This window comes from Serratia sp. D1N4, assembly GCF_054552755.1.
This window is the reverse complement of the sequence record NZ_CM137274.1, coordinates 2,439,860-2,462,986: the sequence shown is the minus strand read 5'-3', so window position 1 is coordinate 2,462,986 and position 23,127 is coordinate 2,439,860. Positions and strand designations below refer to the sequence as shown.

The following is a 23,127-nucleotide window of genomic DNA, read 5'->3' as shown; positions in this document are numbered from 1 at the left end:
AGTTGTGCTTGAGTAGAGGTCTGTTTTTCCGCGATACATTTGCCCACCGAAGTATGTTTCAAAAATGTATCTATTTAGTGTTTAGTCATATAAACAGCCCGCAGTTTATTCATTGCAGATATATTTTTACGCAACCTGTTAAGATAAAAACTAATAATTAAGACTCATAACTCACCATCAGATTAACCCTAGGCTATTTATTTATAGCATTATTTACTCTTTGTTTAATCTCGTATAACGGGTATGTTTATAAACATCTATCATAGGTAAAATATAATGCCGTGCTCCAACCTGTTAGGCTATGTAGTCACCAAGCCAGACGCTGTCTTTTGGACAGATAAAACCCGTGAGAAAGGCACGGTACTTTCGTAAGGGAACAAAATGCCAGAAATTAAAATGAATCAGGAAGCTGCCATTATACAGCTTCCCTATCGGGATTGGAGTGCCACCTCTCCTTCCTCTATTGACGCCGTCGCCGCTCTTGAGCAAGGAAAGGTGCTGTTTTTTCCCCATCTGGCCTTTAATCTGACCGACGCTGAGAAAACCTTACTGACGCCTGCGTTGGTCGATCCTAAACGCAAAAATATCAGCTATCAGCCAGAACAACAGAAGTTGACTGGCGTGGCAGTTGAAGACAAACGTGAAGCCGTGCAGAAATTGCTGGCTCGCCATCATCGGGCCTGCCAGGAGTTGGTTATTTCGGTATTGCCTGAATATCGTCATACGCTACATACGCCAACCAACAGCCTGCGTCTGCACCCTATTTCTGCCTGGAAAGCCAGCAATTCATGGCGTAAAGATGACACTCGCCTTCATGTCGATGCTTTCCCTTCGCGCCCTAATTACGGTGAACGTATTCTGCGGATTTTCACCAATATCAATCCCCATGGTGAGAACCGCCTCTGGCGTGTCGGTGAACCGTTCCCAGAGTTGGCGCAGCGCTTCCTGCCTCGGCTCGGGCGTTATTCGCCCTTTATCAGTTGGTTACAGAATAAAGTCGGCATTACTAAAACCCGTCGCAGCCATTACGATCATTTGATGCTACAAATGCATGATGCGATGAAAGCCGATATGGAATACCAGAAGAATGGGCCACAGCAGGCGATTGAATTCCCACCAGGCAGCAGTTGGATTTGCTTTTCCGATCAGACACCGCACGCTGCCATGGCGGGGCAATTTATGCTGGAACAGACCTTCCTGCTGCCGGTGAAGGCGATGAAAACACCACAGAATGCGCCACTGAAAGTATTGGAAACGCTGCTTCACCAACCGCTGATTTAACCTGCGCCACAATGACCGATGCTGGGGAAAACTGACCTGTCAGTGATTACCTGGCCCAGCTTGGCTTATTTAAGATGTGTTCCTGCCAGTCCACCACTTCGCTTTCGCGTACGGCGATATGGCGCACCGTAATGCGTTCACCGTGCATCGCCGCCTTGGAACCGCTGATCAGCGGATGCCAGGAAAATAAAGGTTTGCCCTCACCAATCAGGCGATATGCGCAGGTTGGCGGCAGCCAGTCGAACGTGGTGAGGTTTTCACGTGTCAGCTTGATGCAATCCTCTTCCAGCTCAAACCGACGCTCGTAGTGGCTACACTGGCAGGATTTGATATTGAGCTGATCGCAGGCAACGTTAGTGAAATATATTTCGTCGGTATCTTCGTCGATCAGCTTATTCATGCAGCATTGGCCACAACCGTCGCACAGCGATTCCCACTCTGCTTCAGACATTTCATCCAGCGTTTTCTGTTGCCAAAAAGGGAGTTGTGACATATCTACATCCAAAATAGGTAAATGAACAGAGCACCTGCGTACAGGTTTCAAGGAGGGCACTATATAGACACTCAACGCAAAAGGAAATAAGCAGGCAGTTTCAGCTACCCCCTGCCTACTGCTTCGAGCTGATTCTGCCTGCAACGCCACAATTAACCTTGCAGGCAGCAAGAAATTAAATCACGCGGGTGCTGAGTGCTTTGCCATTAAGAGAGACTTTCAGCATGTCGCCGGAAACCATTGGCCCAACGCCCTGAGGGGTGCCGGTAAGAATGATGTCGCCCGCACGCAGTGTGAAGAAACGGCTCATATATGCGATCAGCGGTAAAATTGGGGTGATCATATCGCGGGTATTACCCTGCTGACGCAGTTGATCATTGACGCTCAACGACAGTTCGGCATTTTGTGGATCGCCAAACTCAGCCACCGGGATAAAGCCGGAGATTGGGCAAGAGCCATCGAAACCCTTGGCTTTCTCCCACGGTTGCCCGGCCTTTTTGAATCCGGCCTGCAACTCACGCAGGGTCAAATCCAGCGCTACACCATATCCGGCGATAGCGCGCGCCACGCGATCTTCATTGGCCTGTTTCAACGGAGTACCGATCAGTACCGCCAACTCGACTTCGTGGTGCACCGAGCCCAAACCTTTGGGGATCGCTACTGGCTGACGAATATCACACAGCGCCGTTTCCGGTTTGATAAATACCACGGGTTCAGGCGATGTCGCACTGCCCATTTCCTTGATATGATCGGCATAGTTGCTGCCAACACAGACCACTTTACTTACCGGGAAATCGAGCAACGCACCTTGCCAGTCTCTATGTTGATACATACCACCTCTCCCAACCACATGTAGGGGCTTAGCCTACAAGCCCATTTTCGAACGGGGCATCACTCCTGATCCCCCCTTTATGACATCGGCATCACTGCCCGATGCCGTCGGCCATCATCCCCACACTGATCGCAAAATAGTACGAGCGATTCCAGTGCATGAGGGTACGAAAATTATCATAAACCAGGAATGCTCGCCCTTGTAGATCATCCGGCGCAATCACCCAACTGGCTAAACGGGAGCGGGGCAACGCGGAACCATCCGGCAACATAACGCCGCGTGCAGCCCATTGATCCACGCGATGCGCCTGCGCATCTTGTAACCCTAGGCTATCGATATTGAATCCTGCGGGCAATTTCACCTCGCGACCCCAGTCAACGCCCGGCTTCCAGCCCTCTGTCGCCAGATAATTGGCCGTGGAGGCAAAGATATCATCAAGATTATTCCAGATATCAATGCGACCATCGCCATCACCATCCACGGCGTAAGTCAGGAACGAAGTCGGCATAAACTGACACTGCCCCATCGCCCCCGCCCACGAGCCTTTCAGTTCATCAGGATTGATATGCCCTTGTTCAATAATACGCAGTGCCGCCATCAACTGCTTACTGAAAAACGCCTCGCGCCGCCCTTCAAACGCCAAGGTCGCCAAGGCTGAAACGACGTCTTCCTTCCCTTGTATTTTACCGAAACCACTTTCCATGCCCCACAGCGCAACAAGATAGCGCTCCGGCACGCCATAGCGCGTGGCCGCTCGTGCCAGCTGTGGTTGATATTGCTGAGCCATTTCACGCCCGCGCTGGATTTTCCAGGCCGGTAATACGCGTTTCAGATAATCGTCCAGCGTGATTTTCTTTTCCAACTGATTGCGATCGGCGGTGACCACCCGATCAACAAAATGCGCGTTGGCAAAAGCGCTATCGACCGTGGTCTGGCTAATACCTTGTGCCAGCGCTTGATGTTTCAACTGTTCAAGATAAGACGGGAACTCAGCCGGATCGCGTCCGGTTTTTGCCAGCGTGCTGCCTTGCACTGATGGAGCCGCCTGCTGCTGCGCAGGCAGCGGGGCCGCGACAATCTGCCGAACGCAGCCACCGAGGATCAGCGCGGTTAATACTATCGACGCTGTCGATAACTTCATCATGACCTTCCCTAACTTTGGTGACCCGCAAGCTGAATCAGAATATTCAAAAAAACGGCGTTTAACTCCACGCTGAAAACCCGTTAGGGTTATTTCTTGCTGTCAGAAAGATGCAGGTTTAATAAGTTTTCCACCGGTGGCGGAAACTGCAGATAAAACCCATCCTGTTTCAACGCTTCTTTCACCGTTTCAATATCTGCCGAGGCCAATTTCTTGCGCCCGTCAAGTGACAGCATCATCGAGAACTGAGGCGTACCAAAGCTTTTCATCAGCTCTTCCGGCACTCGAGAGAAATCGTCTTTTTTTTCGACATAAAGATAAGTTTGATCACGTTTAGAGCTTCTATAGATCACACAAAGCATTTTTTTAACTCTATTTAATTGAGGCAGCGTCTTGCCTGGATATAACTCTGACTATAACATGCTTATAGTACTTCGGAATATCGCACCCCGAGTGGCATTCCGGGGATTTAAAGTTGCTGAGACTGAGTCAGGATAGATGTCACAATCGCCAATTGAGCTAAAAGGCAGCAGTTTTACCCTATCGGTTGTTCATTTGTATAATTCGGAACCCGAGGTAATACGTCAGGCATTGCAAGAGAAGGTGGATCAAGCTCCGGCCTTTCTTAAAAATGCCCCTGTTGTGATCAATATTGCAACGCTAAACGGCGACGCAAACTGGAAAGAAATTCAACAGGCTGTCGCTGCTGCGGGTTTACGTGTGGTCGGTATCAGTGGTTGCAAAGACGAACGGCAAAAACGGGCGATCGCCCGTGCCGGTTTGCCGTTACTGAATGAAGGTAAAGGTCAGAAGATGGCCGCCCCTGTCGCCGCGCCGGTGCCAGAAAATGCCCCCGCCAAAACGCGTATCATCAGTGCTCCTGTCCGTTCCGGCCAACAGATTTATGCCCGCAACAGTGATTTGATCGTCACCAGCAGCGTCAGCGCCGGTGCAGAACTGATTGCCGACGGCAACATTCATGTTTACGGCACGATGCGTGGCCGTGCACTGGCTGGTGCCTCCGGCGATGCTCAGTGCCAGATTTTTTGTACGCACCTGGGTGCTGAGCTAGTCTCTATCGCAGGGCAGTATTGGTTGAGCGATCAGATCCCGTCCGACTTCTTCGGGCAGGCAGCGCGGCTCAGCCTGTTGGATAACGCTTTAACCATACAACCTTTAAATTAAGCCCTTTTGACAAGGAATCCATTTCATGGCACGCATTATTGTTGTTACATCGGGTAAAGGGGGCGTTGGCAAGACCACATCAAGCGCGGCCATTGCTACCGGCTTAGCCCAAAAAGGCAAGAAAACCGTGGTGATCGACTTCGATATCGGTCTGCGCAATCTTGACCTGATCATGGGCTGCGAACGCCGGGTAGTTTATGATTTTGTTAACGTTATTCAGGGTGATGCCACGCTGAACCAGGCGTTAATCAAAGACAAACGCACTGAAAACCTCTACATCCTGCCCGCTTCGCAAACGCGTGATAAAGATGCGCTGACCTTCGAAGGCGTTGAGAAAATCCTCAACGATCTCGACGAGATGGGATTTGAATTTGTGGTCTGTGACTCTCCGGCTGGCATCGAAACCGGCGCGCTGATGGCGCTGTATTTCGCCGATGAAGCCATCATCACCACCAACCCGGAAGTGTCCTCAGTACGTGACTCCGACCGTATCCTTGGTATTCTGGCCTCCAAATCACGCCGTGCCGAGAAAGGTGAACCGCCTATCAAGGAACATCTGCTGCTGACCCGCTACAACCCGGGCCGCGTCAGCCGTGGCGACATGCTGAGTATGGAAGACGTACTGGAAATCCTGCGTATTCCGCTGGTTGGCGTCATTCCGGAAGATCAGTCCGTATTACGTGCCTCCAATCAGGGTGAACCTGTTATCCTTGATAATGAGTCAGACGCCGGTAAGGCCTATGACGATACCGTTCACCGTCTGTTAGGAGAAGAACGCCCATTCCGCTTCATCGAAGAAGAGAAAAAGGGCTTCCTGAAACGCCTTTTTGGGGGATAAACCATGGCTTTGTTAGACTTCTTTCTGTCCCGCAAAAAATCAACAGCCAGTGTAGCCAAGGAACGGCTGCAAATTATCGTCGCAGAACGTCGTCGTGGGGACAGCGAGCCCCACTATCTGCCTGATTTAAAACGCGACATTCTAGCGGTAATTTGTAAATACATTCAAATCGATCCTGAAATGCTGCATGTGCAGTTCGAGCATAAAGGGGACGATATTTCGGTACTTGAACTGAACGTGACGCTACCGGAATCGGAAGAAACACCTAAATGATTGCAGCGCATTAATTACCCCCTGTCTATTTTATGCAGGGGGTAACTGTATATATATCCATGCAATAAGGTAAGAAACACGAATAACGATCGTTCTTGTGTCGAGATAATTCACAATTAATCTGAAGGGATTATTTTTAGTGGTTGTTAAACTTTTCGACCATGTTATTTCTGCAAAAAAATGGAACAGCCTGGCTTACCCTGCCCCATTTTTCTGGCTAACGGTTAATAATTCTTCAAGATATCCTGCAAGGGTGCAGCCAATAAATCACCACGCCAACCACTGATTAATTCGGGCTGACTCTCGTTCCCCTTCAGTTTCCAATGCCAATTTAGCAATTGGTTAATCTGCCGACGTGAGGCCAGCAGTTCGCTGCTTAACCCGCTCTTTTCACTCACTTCGGTTATAACCGCTTTGATTTCCTTGAAGACTTTCTTGTAACCCGGCTGATCGATCAGATTAGTTATCGGTTCCGGCAATGCTGACTCATCAAGCGCGTTAGCTTCTGCCACTAAGGCAATCAGCGTTTTACCATGGTAACGAATCTCCGGCCCGCTCAACCCAAGTGCATCAAGTTCCCCCAGCGACGCTGGCATATAGCGGGCAACGGCCCACAGATTCTCTTCGCGTACCACAAAGTTCACCGCCAGATCGCGTTCACGGGCCTGGCGCAAGCGCCATTCAGCCAGTTTCTGCAAGCAGCCTAACTGACGCGGCCGCAATTGCCAGGCGTTAGTGATCTCGCGGTATGCCAATTCTGGCGCTAACGTTTCACTACGGCGCTGGCATAGCAATAAACATTCACTGTGTGCAGCGGCGGTGCAACCCGCCTCTTCGGTTTCCTGTACCAGTTGCTTGGCCATCGGCAGCAGGTAGAACACATCGGCAGCAGCATAAATACACTGACGCTCCGTCAATGGCCGCGCCAGCCAGTCGGTACGGGATTCACTTTTATCCAGATCGACCTGCATATACTCCGTTACCAGCTTGGCAAAACCGCAAGACAGCGCATGGCCGCTAAACGCCGCCAGGATCTGGGTATCAATCATCGGTGTCGGCAGCGTCTTGAAGGCATTCAGGAAGACTTCCAGGTCTTCACTACCAGCATGCAGGAACTTCACTACGCCGGTATCAGCCAGCAGATCGATAAACGGCTGCCATTGCTTGATGGGCAGTGGATCAATCAGGGAGAGTTGTTCACCATCGTATAACTGGATCAGGCCTAACTGCGGATAATAGGTACGCGTTCTTACGAACTCGGTGTCCAGCGCAATCTGGGCATGGTTTCTTGCCTGCTCGCAGACCTGCTGTAGGCCAGCGTCGGTAGTGATCAACTGATAATTCAAAACGTCATTCTCTTTATCGTTTACCCACTATCCTGCACGAAGGAAATGGGTATTTCATGATTCAAACACAACAACGCCGGCATAAACCGGCGTTGTTAATAAGGAGTTGCAACGACATCACCTAGGCAGCATCAGCTGCTTTCGGCTTTTTTTGCTCGTCACGCAGTTCCCGACGCAAAATTTTGCCAACGTTCGACTTCGGCAATTCGTCACGGAACTCAACAATTTTTGGCACTTTATACCCGGTGAGATGCCGACGGCAGTGGGTTAGCAACTCCTCACTGGTGAGTGAGGCGTCTTTCTTCACTACGCAAATCTTCACGGCTTCACCTGAGGCCCCGCTCGGCACACCGATCGCCGCACACTCCAGGACTTTCGGATGCTGGCTGACCACATCTTCGATTTCGTTCGGATAAACGTTAAATCCGGAAACCAGGATCATATCTTTCTTGCGATCGACGATGCGAATAAAACCTTCATCATCTACTGTAACGACATCTCCGGTCGCGAGCCAGCCATCTTTCAACACTTCATCTGTTGCATCCGGCCGCTGCCAATAGCCTAACATAACTTGCGGGCCTTTGACCCACAGTTCACCGGGTTTACCAGCAGGAACATCTTTGCCATCATCATCCACTAAACGAATATCCGTGGAAGGCACCGGCAGACCAATACTACCACTATAATGCTTCAGATCGTGCGGATTGCCTGACACCAGCGGAGAGCATTCGGTCAGGCCGTAGCCCTCAAGTAAATGCTTGCCAGTCAGTTTTTCCCACCGTTCCGCTACCGCTTTCTGTACCGACATACCACCGCCCACCGACAGCCGCAGCGTGGAAAAATCGAGTTTCTGGAAGTCTTCATTATTCAGCAACGCATTGAATAATGTGTTCACACCGGTCATGGCGGTGAATGGATATTTCGCCAACTCCTTCACCATTCCCGGAATATCACGCGGGTTGGTGATCAGCAGGCTGCGCCCTCCCAGCTCCACAAACAGCAAGCAGTTCACCGTCAAGGCAAAGATGTGATATAGCGGCAGCGCCGTCACCACCAGTTCCTGCCCGTCACGTAGCAAAGGAACATAGGCCGCTTTAGCCTGAGCCAGATTAGCCTGCATATTACGGTGAGTCAGCATTGCGCCTTTGGCCACACCGGTCGTGCCTCCGGTATATTGCAGAAAAGCCAGATCGGTATTGACGACATCCGGTTTGACGTATTGCAAACGACGACCACGCTGCAATGCACTGCGGAAAGAGATGGCGTCCGGCAGATGGTATTTAGGCACCAAACGCTTGATGTATTTCACCACAAAGTTCACCAGCGTGCCTTTGGCCGCAGAGAGCTGATCGCCCATGCGCGTCAAAATCACGTGCTTCACCTGGGTTTTGAACACCACTTTTTCCAGCGTATGAGCAAAGTTGGAAACAATCACGATGGCGCTGGCACCGCTGTCGTTCAACTGATGCTCCAGTTCACGCGGGGTATACAGCGGGTTGACGTTCACCACCACCATGCCAGCACGCAAAATACCAAACAGGGCGATCGGATATTGCAGCAGGTTTGGCATCATCAGCGCGACACGGTCGCCCTTCTTCAGCCCCAGTTCATTTTGCAGATAAGCAGCAAATGCCCGGCTGCGCTCCTCCAACTTGCGGAAGGTCATCACCTCCCCCATGTTGATAAAAGCGGGCTGATCCGCATAACGTAAGGCCGCATTTTCAAATACTTCGATCAAAGATGTGTAGTGATCGGCGTCAATCTCTGCCGGAACATCTGCCGGGTAACGTTTTAACCAGACCTTATCCAAGCTATTACTCCCGAAATTTTTGCTAATTTTCATCGCAGCCCCCCAACTTACGGCCAAGCATTAACAATATTTTAACTCAGCGTACCAGTTTGAGTTTTAAACAATACTCAGGTTGCGATGTAGGTCACTAATTGCTAATGCACACTTGCACAGAAAAGAACAAGGCGGCTATCAAGCCGCCTATCAGAATGACTAAACTCAGGGAACAACCAAGTTCTGTACCCGGGCTGGGCCAGGATTATACCAGCCAGGCCCTCCTCCCCAACCGGGTCCCCAAGGGTCATGACGCGGCCCCCAGGGGCCCCATGGCCCCATCGGTTGCGGTGGCATCACAATCTGCTGAGCAATGCGCCAGCGCTTGAAACCGGTGGCATTCATGGTGACAAAGCGATATGGCGTCATGCCGATTTTGCCTTCACGGACACCGGTAATCGGCCCCACCACCGTGATCAACTGCTGATTGAAATCGACCGGGTCAAGGAAGCCGTTAACCGAAGCCAGCAACCGCCCTTGCGAAGGTTCACCCAGAATAGGACGCGCACCAGCATCCAGCGGCACCGCAGCGATTTCTAGCACCGTACGGCCGCGTTCGTTGGTCATGGCGACTACCGTACCGCCAAAACGCGCTTCAGCACCGGTAAACAGGTGTGGCGCATTTTGCACCGACGACAGTTGATCCACCGGCGTAGCACTCGTTCCCTGAATAGCCTCTGGAATAGTGACACAACCGGAGAGCGCCAACACACTACTGGCAATCGCCAGAGTTAATCGTTTTTTACTCAAAGTGCGGGTCAGCATCGTCGCAATCTCCTGAATTGGCTGTAACTTTGACCGCATTCCTTAGCGCAAGTTGCAGGCGGGCGTATTTCCGACATCAATGACAACACTATAATAATAGTGCAATTATTCGCGCCCCGGCAGTTTCTTCCAGGTGACTTCATTGCGTAGATAGGTGGGTTCAGCGTTTTCGACGCTCACCGCCAGCCCCTGCTGCCAGGCTTGCAACGCCAATGGCAACATATCTTCGGCCTGTGGCAACAGCATTTGCCCATCAGTCAGCTTGAGAGAGCTGCCTGTAACCAGGTCCGGATAGGTTTGCCAACCGGTGCCAGCATGGGCCCAGTTGCCCTGCAAGCGTTGTGCACGCTCCAGCGCCTGCGGCGGCGACAGCACCGCTTCACCTTCGCTCTCCAACCAGCGGCCATCATGCTGACGCTCGAACTGGCCCCAGTAAACTTCGCCCATGCGTGCGTCGATCGCCGCCAGCACGCGCTGTGCACCGGTCATACGCCAAGCGCCTTGCGCCATAGTTTGCAAGGTAGAGATCCCGAGCATGGGGAGATCGGCACCCAGCGCCAACCCTTGGGCGATACCAATGCCGATACGCACACCGGTAAAGCTGCCCGGCCCACGGCCAAAGGCCAGCGCATCAAGCTGAGACAGGGTCAATCCGGCTTCGGCCAGCACTTGCTGCACCAAGGGTAAAATACGCTGAGTGTGTTCACGTGGACACAGTTCGAACAGGGCGTGGATTTCGCCTTGATTCCAGATAGCGACAGAACATGCTTCCGTCGCCGTATCGATCGCTAAAATTCGCGTGGACATGCCAAACCTCAGGCGGGAAAAGTCAGTGGTTTCATACAGGGCGCGCATTGTAGCACAGCCCTGAAGTCGCGCCTATCCGCTAGCGTTCAGCCTTGAGAAAGGCGATTGCCAGTGCCAGATCGCGGGTACGCGGTGTTGGCGGCAGGCTGTTAAGGAACACCTCACCATAGGGTCGCATCACCAAACGGTTGTCACAAATCACCAGCACGCCACGATCGTCGGTATCGCGAATCAAGCGGCCAACGCCCTGTTTCAGGGTAATCACGGCATCCGGTAGCTGCACATCGTTGAACGGATCGCCACCGCGCAGGCGGCAATCCTCAATGCGCGCTTTCAGCAGCGGATCGTCAGGCGAGGTAAACGGCAGTTTATCGATGATCACACAGGAAAGCGCATCACCCCGTACGTCCACCCCTTCCCAGAAGCTGCTGGTGGCCACCAATAGCGCATTGCCCGCTTCAACAAACTGCGCCAACAGCTGGCCCTTACTGGTTTCCCCTTGCAGCAGCACCGGCAGCGTCAGCGTGGCACGGAATTCCTCTGCCAGTTCGCGCATCATCTGGTGTGAGGTACAAAGGAAGAAACAGCGCCCCTGATTGGCTTCAATCAAAGGCCGCAGCATACGCGCCAATTGGCGCGCACCGCCGGGCTGATTGGGCGAAGGCAGGAAACGCGGCACGCACAGCAACGCCTGATTAGCATAGTCAAACGGGCTGGCTAGCAGCAGCGTCTTGGCTTTATTCAACCCCAGACGCTCGGTGAAATGGCCCATCTGCTCGTTAACCGACAGCGTTGCCGAGGTAAAGATCCAACTGCCCGGCTTATCGTCGAGCATTTCACGAAAACGTTCGGCCACCGTCAGCGGGGTCAGCGCCAACACAAAATGGCGCGAATTACATTCATACCAGTAGCTGAATCCTGGTTCGTTGACCTCTTTCAGCCGCTTGAGACGGGCACGATACTGCGTCGCCCGCTCAAACGCGGCATCCAGCAACGCCGAACGACCTAGGGAAAGTTTGACCACGTCGTAACAGAGTTCCAATGCGTCATCGAGCAATACCAGCGCACGCTGAACGTTCGGTTGTGCCAGCACTTCGCGCAGATTGCCGCGAAAACCCGGTTCCCCCAGCGCCAGACGAAAATCCTGGGTGCTTTGGCTGAGACGATCGGCACTTTTTTGCAACTGCGCCGTGTCACGCACTTCGGTACGGTAAGCGATGGTGATATCTTTCGCCAAGTCCAGCAGTTGGCGGCTGGTGAGTTGCTTGCCGAAATACTGGCTGGCGATATCCGGGATCTGATGCGCTTCGTCGAAAATCATCACGTCCGCTTCCGGGATCAGTTCGGCAAAACCGCCCTCTTTGACCACCATATCTGCCAAAAACAGATGGTGGTTCACCACCACGACATCGGCATCCATCGCACGGCGGCGCGCCTTGACCACGAAGCACTCTTTATACAGCGGGCAATCGCTGCCCAGGCAGTTGTCGTTGGTGCTGGTCACCAAGGGCCAGACGAAACTGTCTTCCGCCACGTCGCTACAGGAGCTGATGTCTCCTTCTTCCGTTTGTGACGACCAACTGCGCAAACGCACCAGATCCACCAGCGTTTGCCCCGCCAACTCACCACCGGCCATCGACTGCTGTTCGAGCCGTTCCAGGCACAGGTAGTTGGAGCGCCCTTTCAGCAGCGCCAACTTGCCTTTATATTTTAATGCCTTGGCAACGGTAGGAAGATCGCGCGCATAGAGCTGATCCTGCAAGGCCTTGGAGCCGGTGGAAATAATCACCTTGCGTTTGGAGCGCAGCGCCGGAGCCAGATAGGCATAGGTTTTGCCGGTACCGGTGCCCGCTTCCACCACCAGTTCTTGTTTGAAATTGATCGCTTCTGTCACCGCTTCGGCCATCAAACGCTGCGGTTCACGGGGTTTGAAACCTTTAATTGCCTGCGCCAATGCGCCTTCTGGTGCGAAATCGTCTGCCACGCTATCTCTCAGTTGGTATTATTCAGCGGTGATTATGCCAAGCCAGCTACGTCGCTACCATCGACTTTATTGCAGCACACATCCTGCGATGGCTATGTTACCCTTATGCGGTTGATGATAGGGAGATAATTGAATGAATATCGAACGTATTGATCCAGCGCAGCGCTGGTCTGAAGCCGTGATCCACAATGACACCATTTATTACACCAGCGTACCGGAAAACCTTGATGAGGATGCCATGGCGCAAACCGCCAACGCGCTGGCCGCTATTGATATTTTGCTGACTCGCGTGGGGTCGGACAAAAGCCGGGTATTAGATGCGACCATCTTCCTGGCTGACGGCGATGACTTTGCCGCCATGAATGCCGCCTGGGATGCCTGGGTGGTTGCTGGCAGCGCACCGGTGCGCTGCACCGTGCAGGCCAAGCTGATGAATCCGAAATTCAAAGTCGAAATCAAGATTATCGCAGCACTGTAAAAGAAAACCGCAGGCGACAAACCTGCGGTTTTCTGTTTTTGACTTCAGGCCAGTTTGATAATCACCATACCTACCAGCAGCAACGCTAGGCCAATCCAGCCCTTAGTATTTAACCGCTGCCCGAACAGGATCCAGCCTGCGGCGATCGTGGCGGCGATACCGAAACCACCCCACAGCGCATAGGCCACCGACAGATCGATCCCCTTAACCGCCTGCGCCAGCGCACTGAACGCCCCTAGTACTGTCAGCAGTGATAACAGCCCCAGCCAGACTTTACTGAAACCGTCTGACATTTTCAGAAAGATGTTAGCGATAATCTCAAGCACGATGGCCAATGCCAGGAACCCTATGTGATACCATTCAAGCTGTTGCATGGTTGTCACCTCGAGGGCTGACCTGTTTTCGTGCTTTGCGGGTGCCAGATTTCACCAGCAGGATCCCGGCTATCAATGTCACTAACCCCAGCACTTTCAGCGCAGAAATCGGTTCATCAAACAGCATCACGCTGAACAGGGTAATAAACAGAATGCCGATCCCTTCCCACAACGCATAAGCCACGCCCAGCGCCACGCGTTTTACCGCTAACGACAGCATCACATAGGAACCGGTAATCATCACATACATCACGATATGCCCGGTCATACCTCCGCTGACGCTGGCGTACTTCATGGACAGGGTACCGATAATTTCAGCAACGATGGCAAAGCCTAAAAATATCCAATAAATCATCATTTTTCTCCCAAACGGCGAATAACGCACGCTAAGGCGTATTTATCCCGATTTATCTCGTCAAACAGGCGCACAGCGGCGCTTGAGATGCAGAGATCCCTGGGGATAAACCTACCCGAATGCTGTAAGAACATTGGCCCGGTTACGCCAAATGAGCAGGAGTAAAACCTGTCATCAGCACCGGTTAAGGGAGAAAGACGCTATAGCTCGCTGCACCAGTGATGCTCACTGGCAAGGATGGCAGAAAGGAAAAGCTGGCAAGGAGAAGTTCTGAGGGTGATTCCATTAAGTTTCATCATAATTATTCTCTATCTTCAGCCGCACACCGTGCGATTTGCCCAATATCCTCATGAATGTAATATTTTCAACTACCTTAGTTTTACCACAGCAAAAATGATAAAGCAAACCGCCGTTTTCACAAAATGCAGTGAAAAACGGTTTAAAAATAAGAATGTTAATGTTTTTAAAAATTAAAAAAGCCCGGTATGACACCGAGCTTTGCAGAGGTTAGCAGCCTGAAAAACGCGCTTAGGCGCTAGCACCTTTGACGGCTTCACGCGCCAATTCGGTAATGCGAGCGTAGTCACCTTTTTCCAGCGCATCGGCTGGCACCAACCAGGAACCACCGATGCACAGCACGCTCTTCAGTGCCAGGTAGTCACGGTAGTTGTTTGGGGTGATCCCACCGGTCGGGCAGAAACGGATCTGCGGGAATGGGCCGCCGATCGCCTGCAACGCTTTAACGCCGCCATTGGCTTCTGCCGGGAAGAACTTGAACTCGCGCAGGCCGTGATCCATACCCAGCATCAGTTCAGAAACCGTGCTGATGCCTGGGATCAACGGAATAGTGCCTGCGGTCGCGGCCTTCAGCAGGCTCTCGGTCAAGCCTGGGCTGATAGCAAACTGCGCACCGGCTTCGGTTACTTCGTGCAACTGCTGTGTGTTAATCACCGTTCCCGCACCGATAATGGCGTCCGGGACTTCTTTGGCGATCGCACGGATTGCCTCCATTGCGCAGGCGGTACGCAGCGTCACTTCCAGTACGCGCACGCCACCCGCAACCAGCGCTTTAGCCAGCGGCACCGCATGTTCCAGTTTGTTGATCACAATAACCGGAACGACTGGGCCTGCCGTCAGGATCTGTTCTGCGCTGGTTTTCCAGTTTTTCATCGTCGTTATCTCCACTACTTTCGGTTTGTGTATGGCACGCCCCTGCCACAGGGCTCCGCATCACTGCGGATTCCGACCGTACCGCTAGCCCGCCTGAAGCGGGTAAAAAAACCGGCAGACCCGCTGCCGGCAAAGACTTTACTCGAACTCGTTCCAGGAACGGCCGTCGCGGGTGATCATCGCCACGGAGGCCACCGGGCCCCAGGTACCGGACTGATAAGGTTTAGGAGCTTCGTTGTCCGCTTTCCACGCATCCATGATGGAATCCACCCATTTCCAGGCCTCTTCCACCTCATCGCGGCGCACGAACAGCGCCTGGATACCGCGCATGGTTTCCAGCAGCAGGCGCTCGTAGGCATCCGCCACGTGTTCCTGGTTGAAGGTTTCTGAGAAGCTCAGATCCAGCTTGGTGGTTTGCAGGCGGTGTTTGTGATCCAGACCCGGTACTTTATTCAGCACCTGAATTTCGATCCCTTCATCCGGTTGCAGGCGGATGGTCAGTTTGTTCTGCGGCAACTGCTGGTACGAATCACGGAACAGGTTCAGCGGCGGGTTCTTGAAATACACCACCACTTCCGAGCATTTGGTTGGCAAACGCTTACCGGTACGCAGATAGAACGGCACACCGGCCCATTGCCAGTTGTCGATATCCACACGGATAGAAACGAAGGTTTCGGTGTTGCTGCTCTTGTTGGCGCCTTCCTCTTCCAGATAGCCCGGCACTTTTTTGCCCTGCACAAAACCGGCCGTGTACTGACCGCGCACGGTAGTTTCACGCACATTGGTCTGATTGATACGGCGCAGCGAGCGCAGCACTTTCACTTTCTCGTCACGAATGCGGTCAGTAGTCAAATCTGCCGGCGGTGACATGGCGATCATGGTCAGGATCTGTAGCAGGTGGTTCTGGATCATGTCGCGCATCTGCCCGGCCTGATCGAAATAGCCCCAGCGCCCTTCAATCCCCACCTCTTCTGCCACCGTGATCTGCACGTGATCGATGGTACGGTTATCCCAGTTTGACGCAAACAGGGAGTTGGCAAAACGCAGCGCCAACAGGTTCAGTACCGTTTCTTTACCCAGATAATGGTCGATACGGTAGACCTGACATTCGTTAAAATATTCCGCTACCTGATCGTTGATCACCCTGGAAGAGGCCAGATCGGTACCCAGCGGTTTTTCCATCACCACGCGCGCAGGCTCTTTGTTCAGCTTGGCTTCGCCCAGCCCTTTGCAGATGGCACCAAAGGTGCTTGGCGGCATGGCAAAATAGTTAATGGTGGTGCGATGTTTCTGGTCCAGCATTTTGCCCAAGTTGGCGAAATGTTTGCTGTCATTGACGTCCAGATTGCAAAAATCCAGGCGAGCGCTCAGCGTGGCCCACAGCTCATCGTTCAATTCTTCTTTCATAAAGGTGCCAAGCGCTTCCTTGACCACCTTGGTATAAGCTTCTTTATCCCACTCGGCACGGCCGACACCGATAATACGGGTATCCGGGTGGATGTGACCGGCTTTCTCTAATTGATACAGGGAAGGCAGCAGTTTACGACGCGCCAAATCGCCTTTCGCGCCGAAAATAACCAGGTCGCATGCCTGGGCTGTAGAGGTTACCGCCATGTTCATCTCCTCGTTGCAGGATATTTGTAATTTTCTTACATTACTAATGTACTCTCTTTGACTACGGCCAGTAAACCCAGATCAAAAGCAGAAAAAAAGCCCCATAAACTGCGGTGTTAACCCTGGCATAGCGCGAAGGCCGCTGGCAACAGGAGAAACTGTAATTTTCTGTCTTTTTTGACGATCTTTTACCATTATGAAAGTTAGACACAGGTCATGTTCTGATGAAAAAAACCAGCTTATCCCTGGTCGACACTGCCAACGCTTACCGGCACGTAGTATATTTTCACCAAACTGACATTGATTTCTCCTTTGAATGAAATCGACAAACCCTATGAGTGACTCTCGTTATATGAATACGCTGGAAAAAATCCAGAGCCATCTGGAAATCCTGAGCAAATCTGAAAGGAAAGTCGCCGAGGTGATCCTAGCCTCCCCACAAACCGCCATTCACTCAAGCATCGCCCGGCTGGCCAAAATGGCCGATGTCAGCGAACCTACCGTTAACCGTTTTTGTCGCCGTCTTGATACCAAAGGGTTCCCGGATTTTAAACTGCATCTGGCACAAAGCTTGGCCAATGGCACGCCCTACGTAAACCGTAACGTGGAAGAAAATGACAGCGTCGATGCCTACACCAATAAAATCTTTGAATCCGTAATGGCCAGCCTGGATACAGTAAAGGCAAATCTCGACATTGCCGCGATTAATCGTGCGGTTGATCTGCTGACCCAGGCAAAAAAAATCTCTTTCTTCGGTTTGGGCGCATCGGCCGCCGTCGCGCATGACGCAATGAACAAGTTTTTCCGCTTCAATATCCCGGTGGTGTATTTCGACGACATCGTGATGCAGCGCATGAGCTGCATGAACTCGACGGAAGGCGACGTGGTGGTGCTGATCTCCCATACCGGACGCACCAAAAATCTGGTGGAAATGGCGCATCTGGCGCGTGAAAACGACGCCACGGTCATCGCTATCACTTCACGCGATACCCCACTGGCCAAAGAAGCCACCCTCCCCCTGCTGCTCGATGTGCCGGAAGATACCGATGTTTATATGCCAATGGTGTCGCGGATTGCTCAGTTAACGCTCATCGACGTGCTGGCAACCGGATTTACCTTGCGCCGCGGGGCTAAATTCAGAGATAACTTGAAGCGGGTCAAGGAAGCATTAAAAGAATCGCGCTTTGATAAGGACGTCGTCATTCCCAACAATTTTGATTCATAACGGATTTGAAAACCGCTGTTCAGAGCAATGATTTAAACGGCGGAATTTAAAGTTGTACCGTGTTTTTACACTCATAAGGATAGCCTGTGTGAAACATCTGCCCGCTAAAGTAGCTGTTCTCATCCAGTTTCGTTATCCTAACGTTTAGCAACGCCAATATTTGCTTTACCAGTCAACGGAGTAATACATGTCCAGACGGCTCAGAAGAACCAAAATCGTTACCACACTGGGTCCGGCTACCGACCGCGACAATAATCTGGAAAAGATCATTGCCGCCGGTGCGAACGTAGTTCGGCTTAACTTTTCCCATGGCAGCGCAGAAGACCACCAGGCTCGTGCGAATAAAGTGCGCGAGATTGCTGCTAAATTGGGGCGTCATGTCGCTATTTTAGGCGATCTTCAAGGGCCAAAAATTCGTGTTTCCACCTTTAAGGAAGGCAAAATCTTCCTTAACGTCGGGGACAAATTCCTGCTTGATGCCAACCTGTCGCTAGGCGAAGGTGATAAAGAAAAAGTCGGTATCGACTATAAAGGCCTGCCTGCCGATGTGGTGCCGGGCGATATCCTGCTGCTGGATGATGGCCGCGTACAGCTGAAGATCCTCGAAGTTCAGGGCATGAAAGTGTTCACCGAAGTCACCGTCGGTGGCCCACTGTCGAACAATAAAGGCATCAACAAACTGGGCGGTGGCCTATCTGCTGAAGCCCTGACCGAGAAAGACAAGGCCGATATTATTACCGCCGCCAAAATTGGCGTCGACTATCTGGCTGTATCCTTCCCTCGCACCGGCGAAGACCTGAACTACGCTCGCCGCCTGGCGCGCGATGCAGGCTGTAACGCCAAAATCGTTTCGAAAGTCGAACGTGCCGAAGCGGTGGCCAGTGACGAAGCCATGGACGATATCATTTTGGCTTCCGACGTGGTGATGGTTGCACGTGGTGATTTAGGGGTGGAAATCGGCGATCCGGAACTGGTCGGTATCCAGAAGAAACTGATCCGCCGTGCCCGTACGCTGAATCGCGCCGTGATCACCGCGACCCAGATGATGGAGTCGATGATCACCAACCCGATGCCAACCCGTGCCGAAGTCATGGACGTGGCAAACGCCGTGCTGGATGGTACCGATGCGGTGATGCTGTCTGCCGAAACCGCGGCTGGCCAGTATCCTGCCGAAACCGTCGCCGCGATGGCGCGTGTCTGCCTGGGTGCTGAAAAAATCCCAAGCATCAACGTTTCCAAGCACCGTCTGGATGTGCAGTTCGACAACGTCGAAGAAGCCATTGCCATGTCGACCATGTATGCGGCTAACCACCTGAAAGGGGTTACCGCCATCATCGCCATGACCGAATCTGGCCGCACCGCGCTGATGATGTCACGTATCAGCTCCGGCCTGCCGATCTTCGCCATGTCACGCCATGAACACACGCTGAACCTGACCGCTCTGTACCGTGGCGTTACGCCAGTGTATTTCGGCAGCCACAGTGATGGCGTAGCCGCCGCTAACGACGCGATCACTCGCTTACGTGACAAAGGCTTCCTGGTGTCCGGCGATCTGGTGCTCGTTACCCAAGGTGACGTCATGAGTACCGTTGGCACCACCAATACCACCCGCATCCTGCGCGTAGAATAATTACGCCAAATGCTTCAAGGCCAGTCAGTTAGCTCTGACTGGCCTTTTGTTTTCTTGCTCGCCAACTATCCTACAACCTTCGGAGTTCTTTCATGCTGCATCAACATCATCCGCAACCACTGCCAGAAAACCCTGAAGTGCTGGATCTGGATGGTCAGCGGTTGGAAAAGCTCAATGATGAGAGCCTCTCAGGAACCGCTCTGCAAAAAATCAGCCTGTATAATAATTGCCTGACCACTTTTCCAGAGCAGATCTTCCACCATCGCCATCTGCAGGTGCTGAATATTTCCTGTAATAAAATCACCCAACTGCCAGCGGAGATCGGGCTATTAACTCAATTGAAAATGTTTGATTTCGGCCATAATCAGGCGCGGTTAGTTCCTGCTGAGATAGGGGCGCTATGTGAATTAAACTATCTGTATCTGAGCGATAATAGGTTCAGCGATTTGCCTGATTCAGTGCGGCAGTTGCAAGCACTGCGCTATCTGAATCTGACCGATAATCAACTGGCGATGATACCGGCCGCCGTATTCTCACTGAACGCCTTGCAGGAACTTCGCCTTTACAACAATCAAATTTCTACCATTCCGGCCGAGATCGGCATGTTGCGCCAACTGCGTGAATTACATCTGATGAAGAACCGTATCGAAACACTGCCCGCCGAAATCGCTCAACTCAGCAAACTTATGGTGCTCGATCTGGAAAACAATGCCGTTTCGTGCTTGCCGGATGCCTTTTGCCAGTTGCCTAGCCTGACCACGCTGAATCTGCGCTTCAACAAGCTGGCACAGCTGCCTGATGACTTCGGTGCTTTGGATTCGCTGGTATCATTGGATCTGCGCGCTAACCACTTGAGCGAGTTGCCATCAAGCATGGCGCAAATGAAAAATCTGCGTCGGCTGGATTTACGCTGGAATGACTTTAGCCACTACCCTCAGGTGATCGATCCTCTGATTCAGCAAGGCTGTATGGTTCATTTGTAATTGCCGTAACAAAAAAGCCGAACGGTAACTCCCATTCGGCTTTCGGCAAATAAAACCAGGCTGACACTTAACGATACAAATCGTCGCGCGAGTAAGGTTCAATCTCCCCTTCTTTGCGCGTTTTCAGCAATTTCAGGATCCAGGTGTATTGCTCCGGATTCGGGCCAACCAGGTTCTCAACCTCTTCATTCATGCGGCGGGCAATACGGTTATCGTCCGCTTCTGCCAAGTCGTCCATCGGTTCCCGAATATAGATATCCAGCATGCTGGTTTTACCGTCATACACCGGGAACAGCGGCACAATCGCCGCACGACACACCTTCATCAAACGACCCACTGCTGGCAGCGTGGCTTTATAGGTGGCGAAGAAGTCGACAAATTCACTGTGCTCAGCACCGTGGTCCTGATCCGGCAGATAGTAGCCCCAATACCCTTGACGCACCGAGCTGATAAAGGGCTTGATACCGTCATTACGCGCATGCATGCGACCACCAAATTTGCGGCGCACGGTATTCCACAGATAATCCACCAACGGATTGCTCTGATTATGGAACATGGCGGCCATCGGCTGACCACGCGCAGCCATCAGCATGGCAGGCACATCCACCGCCCAACCGTGCGGCACCAGGAAGATCACGTTACGGCCTTCCTGACGAATTTTATCCAGCACTTCTTCACCGTGCCAACGCACGCGCTTAAGCACTTTTTCCGGATTGGTGCAGGCCAGTTCAGCCATCAGGATCATTGACTGCGGGGCGGTGGCAAACATTTCATCAATAATGTGTTCGCGCTGGTTTTCCGGCACCTCAGGCAGGCAATAAAGCAGGTTGATGCGCGCGCGGCGGCGAGCCCCTTTGGCCACTTTCCCCGCCAGTTTACCGATAGCGCCCAACACCGGATCGCGCATGCGCGCCGGGATCAGAGAAACCCCCGCCATCAATCCGGTTCCCAACCATACTCCCCAATAACGCGGGTGGAAGAAAGCTTTCTGGAATTGTGGAATAAACTCTACGTTCGATTTTTTTTCGTTTTGCATGTACTAACTCTTCACTTAACGCGTTAGGCATAACCATTATTGCAGAAGGCAATTGGGTAATTTACACCGAACAGGCGCCAATATAAAAAACATCGGCCCGAAATCAGGCCGATGTATGATCAAACGTGGCTGAAAGTGTTAATCCAGTTGCAACTGTGGCACCACTTCTTTCACTTGTGCCAGATAATCGCTGCGATCCTTGCCACTTAAACCTTCAGAGCGCGGCAGTTTGGCCGTCACCGGGTTCACCGCCTGCTGGTTAGTCCACAGTTCATAGTGTAAGTGCGGGCCAGTGGAACGACCGGTGTTACCGGAAAGCCCAATGCGATCGCCACGCTTAACTTTTTGCCCTGGCTTAACCAGCCCCTTCTTGAGGTGCATATAGCGGGTGGTGTATTGGCGACCATGGCGGATAGCAACATAGTTACCGGTATCGCTACCGTACTTGGCAGCCACCACTTCACCGTCGCCTACGGCCAACACCGGAGTACCGACCGGCATCGAGAAATCGACCCCTCTATGCGGTGCCACACGCCCGGTGACCGGATTCAAGCGGCGCGGATTGAAGTTGGAAGAAATGCGGAACTGTTTCATGGTTGGGAAACGCATAAAGCCACGCGCCAGACCGGAACCCTGACGATCGTAAAACTTGCCGTCGTCAGCGCGGATCGCATAGTAATCTTTGCCACCGCTGCGCATACGCACACCCAGCAGTTGGCTTTGTTCGCTCTTGCCGTCAAACTCTTCGCGCGACATCAAGACGGCGAATTGATCGCCCTTGCGCAGCTTGCGGAAATCGAGTTGCCATTGCAGTGCTTTGGTCACCGCATTGATTTCCGCACGGTTAAGGCCAGCAGCAGAAGCGCTGCTGACAAAGCTACCGTTCAACTCGCCGCTCAGCACGCTGTTACGCCATTCACCCTTTTGGGTTTCCTGAGATTCTTTGAAGTTGTTACCCACGCGTTCGTAGGTGCGCGTCTCACGGCGCGAAACTTCCCAGGTCAGACGTTGCAGATCGCCATTATCATTCAATGTCCATGACAGTTGCTGACCAATCTTCAGGTTACGCAGATCGCGGTTTTGCGAAGAGAGCAGCGACACATCCGACATTTCGACGCCGTACTGAGTCAGAATGCTGCCCAGCGTATCGCCTGTTGAAACCACATACTCATGCACACCTTCCTCACCGGCGACCTTCTGGTCCAGCTCATCCTGCGGGATGTCATCATCGGGGGTTGGCTGTTCAACATCCATCGGTTCACTGGCCTCTGGTGCCAGAGAGCGTACCTGATTGGACTCTAACTCAACATTTTTAACGATTGGGGTATGTTCTGGGTGATAAACCGAAGGCCGCCAAACGGCGACGGCCAAGGTGACAACGGTCAACGACCCCAGCATAACGCGGTGGGGCCGAGGCAGGTTGTTATACGCCAGAGCGATAGTTCGGACTATCTTCTGCACTCAATAATATCCT

23 protein-coding genes are annotated in these 23,127 nt (G+C 52.4%); 8 read left to right on the top strand and 15 right to left on the bottom strand.

What is annotated here, in order from left to right; genetic code table 11:
- Window positions 1–381 precede the first annotated feature (381 nt).
- Window positions 382–1,281, top strand: coding sequence for a Kdo hydroxylase family protein (locus ACX1CU_RS10710; RefSeq protein ID WP_459402529.1), 900 nt, complete (start codon window positions 382–384; stop codon window positions 1,279–1,281).
- A gap of 46 nt (window positions 1,282–1,327) precedes the next feature.
- Here ACX1CU_RS10710 and ACX1CU_RS10705 read toward each other — a convergent pair whose 3' ends face one another.
- From ACX1CU_RS10705 to ACX1CU_RS10690, 4 genes are all read right to left on the bottom strand, one after another.
- Window positions 1,328–1,774, bottom strand: a complete 447-nt coding sequence (locus tag ACX1CU_RS10705) for a YcgN family cysteine cluster protein (RefSeq protein ID WP_459402528.1) — start codon at window positions 1,772–1,774, stop codon at window positions 1,328–1,330.
- Between the two features lie 175 nt (window positions 1,775–1,949).
- Window positions 1,950–2,606, bottom strand: a complete 657-nt coding sequence (locus ACX1CU_RS10700) for a fumarylacetoacetate hydrolase family protein (RefSeq protein WP_459402527.1) — start codon at window positions 2,604–2,606, stop codon at window positions 1,950–1,952.
- 91 nt (window positions 2,607–2,697) lie between these two features.
- The gene (locus ACX1CU_RS10695; RefSeq protein ID WP_459402781.1) at window positions 2,698–3,747 is read right to left on the bottom strand and encodes a lytic murein transglycosylase; all 1,050 of its coding nucleotides are present in this window, start codon (window positions 3,745–3,747) and stop codon (window positions 2,698–2,700) included.
- Window positions 3,748–3,836: 89 nt separating this feature from the next.
- The gene (locus tag ACX1CU_RS10690) at window positions 3,837–4,109 is read right to left on the bottom strand and encodes a YcgL domain-containing protein (RefSeq protein WP_459402526.1); all 273 of its coding nucleotides are present in this window, start codon (window positions 4,107–4,109) and stop codon (window positions 3,837–3,839) included.
- Between the two features lie 136 nt (window positions 4,110–4,245).
- Between ACX1CU_RS10690 and minC the strand changes: the two genes are divergently transcribed.
- Genes minC through minE form a run of 3 tightly spaced genes read left to right on the top strand, consistent with a single transcriptional unit; the run spans window position 4,246 to window position 6,043 of the window.
- Window positions 4,246–4,932 (top strand): septum site-determining protein MinC, encoded by a 687-nt coding sequence (gene minC / locus ACX1CU_RS10685; protein WP_459402525.1) that lies wholly within the window; start codon window positions 4,246–4,248, stop codon window positions 4,930–4,932.
- A gap of 25 nt (window positions 4,933–4,957) precedes the next feature.
- Window positions 4,958–5,770 (top strand): septum site-determining protein MinD, encoded by an 813-nt coding sequence (gene minD / locus ACX1CU_RS10680; protein ID WP_459402524.1) that lies wholly within the window; start codon window positions 4,958–4,960, stop codon window positions 5,768–5,770.
- Between the two features lie 3 nt (window positions 5,771–5,773).
- Complete coding sequence (gene minE, locus ACX1CU_RS10675; RefSeq protein WP_459402523.1) at window positions 5,774–6,043, top strand: cell division topological specificity factor MinE; 270 nt, start codon at window positions 5,774–5,776, stop codon at window positions 6,041–6,043.
- A gap of 224 nt (window positions 6,044–6,267) precedes the next feature.
- Here minE and rnd read toward each other — a convergent pair whose 3' ends face one another.
- The 5 genes from rnd to ACX1CU_RS10650 all read right to left on the bottom strand — a co-directional run bounded on the left by rnd (window position 6,268) and on the right by ACX1CU_RS10650 (window position 12,788).
- Complete coding sequence (rnd, locus tag ACX1CU_RS10670; protein ID WP_459402522.1) at window positions 6,268–7,389, bottom strand: ribonuclease D; 1,122 nt, start codon at window positions 7,387–7,389, stop codon at window positions 6,268–6,270.
- A gap of 121 nt (window positions 7,390–7,510) precedes the next feature.
- Entirely contained in the window at window positions 7,511–9,199 is a 1,689-nt protein-coding gene (gene fadD / locus ACX1CU_RS10665) for a long-chain-fatty-acid--CoA ligase FadD (RefSeq protein WP_459402521.1), read from the bottom strand.
- 198 nt (window positions 9,200–9,397) lie between these two features.
- Window positions 9,398–9,997 carry a Slp family lipoprotein gene (locus tag ACX1CU_RS10660; RefSeq protein ID WP_459402520.1) on the bottom strand — a complete coding sequence of 200 codons (600 nt, stop codon included), beginning with the start codon at window positions 9,995–9,997 and terminating at the stop codon, window positions 9,398–9,400.
- Window positions 9,998–10,102: 105 nt separating this feature from the next.
- Entirely contained in the window at window positions 10,103–10,804 is a 702-nt protein-coding gene (tsaB, locus tag ACX1CU_RS10655) for a tRNA (adenosine(37)-N6)-threonylcarbamoyltransferase complex dimerization subunit type 1 TsaB (RefSeq protein WP_459402519.1), read from the bottom strand.
- A 79-nt stretch (window positions 10,805–10,883) separates the two neighbouring features.
- Window positions 10,884–12,788 (bottom strand): ATP-dependent DNA helicase, encoded by a 1,905-nt coding sequence (locus ACX1CU_RS10650; protein ID WP_459402518.1) that lies wholly within the window; start codon window positions 12,786–12,788, stop codon window positions 10,884–10,886.
- Window positions 12,789–12,921: 133 nt separating this feature from the next.
- Here ACX1CU_RS10650 and ACX1CU_RS10645 point away from each other — a divergent pair, with 133 nt between their 5' ends.
- Complete coding sequence (locus tag ACX1CU_RS10645) at window positions 12,922–13,266, top strand: RidA family protein (protein WP_459402517.1); 345 nt, start codon at window positions 12,922–12,924, stop codon at window positions 13,264–13,266.
- 44 nt (window positions 13,267–13,310) lie between these two features.
- On the opposite strand, the gene mdtI is transcribed toward ACX1CU_RS10645, so the two are convergent.
- From mdtI to zwf, 4 genes are all read right to left on the bottom strand, one after another.
- Window positions 13,311–13,640, bottom strand: coding sequence for a multidrug/spermidine efflux SMR transporter subunit MdtI (gene mdtI / locus ACX1CU_RS10640; RefSeq protein WP_459402516.1), 330 nt, complete (start codon window positions 13,638–13,640; stop codon window positions 13,311–13,313).
- Window positions 13,627–13,995, bottom strand: coding sequence for a multidrug/spermidine efflux SMR transporter subunit MdtJ (gene mdtJ, locus ACX1CU_RS10635; protein WP_459402780.1), 369 nt, complete (start codon window positions 13,993–13,995; stop codon window positions 13,627–13,629). The genes mdtI and mdtJ overlap by 14 nt, the downstream gene beginning before the upstream one ends.
- Before the next feature lie 528 nt (window positions 13,996–14,523).
- The gene (locus ACX1CU_RS10630) at window positions 14,524–15,165 is read right to left on the bottom strand and encodes a bifunctional 4-hydroxy-2-oxoglutarate aldolase/2-dehydro-3-deoxy-phosphogluconate aldolase (RefSeq protein WP_459402515.1); all 642 of its coding nucleotides are present in this window, start codon (window positions 15,163–15,165) and stop codon (window positions 14,524–14,526) included.
- A gap of 138 nt (window positions 15,166–15,303) precedes the next feature.
- Window positions 15,304–16,779, bottom strand: a complete 1,476-nt coding sequence (gene zwf, locus ACX1CU_RS10625; protein ID WP_459402514.1) for a glucose-6-phosphate dehydrogenase — start codon at window positions 16,777–16,779, stop codon at window positions 15,304–15,306.
- A gap of 352 nt (window positions 16,780–17,131) precedes the next feature.
- Between zwf and ACX1CU_RS10620 the strand changes: the two genes are divergently transcribed.
- The 3 genes from ACX1CU_RS10620 to ACX1CU_RS10610 all read left to right on the top strand — a co-directional run bounded on the left by ACX1CU_RS10620 (window position 17,132) and on the right by ACX1CU_RS10610 (window position 20,617).
- Window positions 17,132–18,004 carry a MurR/RpiR family transcriptional regulator gene (locus tag ACX1CU_RS10620; RefSeq protein ID WP_459402513.1) on the top strand — a complete coding sequence of 291 codons (873 nt, stop codon included), beginning with the start codon at window positions 17,132–17,134 and terminating at the stop codon, window positions 18,002–18,004.
- Window positions 18,005–18,191: 187 nt separating this feature from the next.
- Window positions 18,192–19,634, top strand: coding sequence for a pyruvate kinase (pyk, locus tag ACX1CU_RS10615; protein ID WP_459402512.1), 1,443 nt, complete (start codon window positions 18,192–18,194; stop codon window positions 19,632–19,634).
- Between the two features lie 92 nt (window positions 19,635–19,726).
- Window positions 19,727–20,617 carry a leucine-rich repeat domain-containing protein gene (locus ACX1CU_RS10610; protein ID WP_459402511.1) on the top strand — a complete coding sequence of 297 codons (891 nt, stop codon included), beginning with the start codon at window positions 19,727–19,729 and terminating at the stop codon, window positions 20,615–20,617.
- A 67-nt stretch (window positions 20,618–20,684) separates the two neighbouring features.
- Here the strand turns inward: ACX1CU_RS10610 and lpxM are convergent, their stop codons facing one another.
- Both lpxM and mepM read right to left on the bottom strand, forming a co-directional pair.
- A complete protein-coding gene (lpxM, locus tag ACX1CU_RS10605; protein WP_459402510.1) occupies window positions 20,685–21,653 on the bottom strand; it encodes a lauroyl-Kdo(2)-lipid IV(A) myristoyltransferase in 969 nt (322 codons plus the stop codon).
- Between the two features lie 138 nt (window positions 21,654–21,791).
- Window positions 21,792–23,114, bottom strand: a complete 1,323-nt coding sequence (gene mepM, locus ACX1CU_RS10600) for a murein DD-endopeptidase MepM (protein WP_459402509.1) — start codon at window positions 23,112–23,114, stop codon at window positions 21,792–21,794.
- Window positions 23,115–23,127: the final 13 nt, after the last annotated feature.

Coding starts and splice junctions, on each gene's coding strand:
- lpxM (WP_459402510.1), bottom strand. CDS start 21,653: ATGCAAAACGAAAAAAAATCGAACGTAGAGTTTATTCCACAATTCCAG.
- minE (WP_459402523.1), top strand. CDS start 5,774: ATGGCTTTGTTAGACTTCTTTCTGTCCCGCAAAAAATCAACAGCCAGT.
- ACX1CU_RS10690 (WP_459402526.1), bottom strand. CDS start 4,109: ATGCTTTGTGTGATCTATAGAAGCTCTAAACGTGATCAAACTTATCTT.
- mdtI (WP_459402516.1), bottom strand. CDS start 13,640: ATGCAACAGCTTGAATGGTATCACATAGGGTTCCTGGCATTGGCCATC.
- zwf (WP_459402514.1), bottom strand. CDS start 16,779: ATGGCGGTAACCTCTACAGCCCAGGCATGCGACCTGGTTATTTTCGGC.
- ACX1CU_RS10620 (WP_459402513.1), top strand. CDS start 17,132: ATGAATACGCTGGAAAAAATCCAGAGCCATCTGGAAATCCTGAGCAAA.
- ACX1CU_RS10660 (WP_459402520.1), bottom strand. CDS start 9,997: ATGCTGACCCGCACTTTGAGTAAAAAACGATTAACTCTGGCGATTGCC.
- minC (WP_459402525.1), top strand. CDS start 4,246: ATGTCACAATCGCCAATTGAGCTAAAAGGCAGCAGTTTTACCCTATCG.
- pyk (WP_459402512.1), top strand. CDS start 18,192: ATGTCCAGACGGCTCAGAAGAACCAAAATCGTTACCACACTGGGTCCG.
- ACX1CU_RS10705 (WP_459402528.1), bottom strand. CDS start 1,774: ATGTCACAACTCCCTTTTTGGCAACAGAAAACGCTGGATGAAATGTCT.
- mdtJ (WP_459402780.1), bottom strand. CDS start 13,995: ATGATTTATTGGATATTTTTAGGCTTTGCCATCGTTGCTGAAATTATC.
- ACX1CU_RS10630 (WP_459402515.1), bottom strand. CDS start 15,165: ATGAAAAACTGGAAAACCAGCGCAGAACAGATCCTGACGGCAGGCCCA.
- ACX1CU_RS10610 (WP_459402511.1), top strand. CDS start 19,727: ATGCTGCATCAACATCATCCGCAACCACTGCCAGAAAACCCTGAAGTG.
- ACX1CU_RS10695 (WP_459402781.1), bottom strand. CDS start 3,747: ATGAAGTTATCGACAGCGTCGATAGTATTAACCGCGCTGATCCTCGGT.
- ACX1CU_RS10645 (WP_459402517.1), top strand. CDS start 12,922: ATGAATATCGAACGTATTGATCCAGCGCAGCGCTGGTCTGAAGCCGTG.
- minD (WP_459402524.1), top strand. CDS start 4,958: ATGGCACGCATTATTGTTGTTACATCGGGTAAAGGGGGCGTTGGCAAG.
- tsaB (WP_459402519.1), bottom strand. CDS start 10,804: ATGTCCACGCGAATTTTAGCGATCGATACGGCGACGGAAGCATGTTCT.
- ACX1CU_RS10700 (WP_459402527.1), bottom strand. CDS start 2,606: ATGTATCAACATAGAGACTGGCAAGGTGCGTTGCTCGATTTCCCGGTA.
- ACX1CU_RS10710 (WP_459402529.1), top strand. CDS start 382: ATGCCAGAAATTAAAATGAATCAGGAAGCTGCCATTATACAGCTTCCC.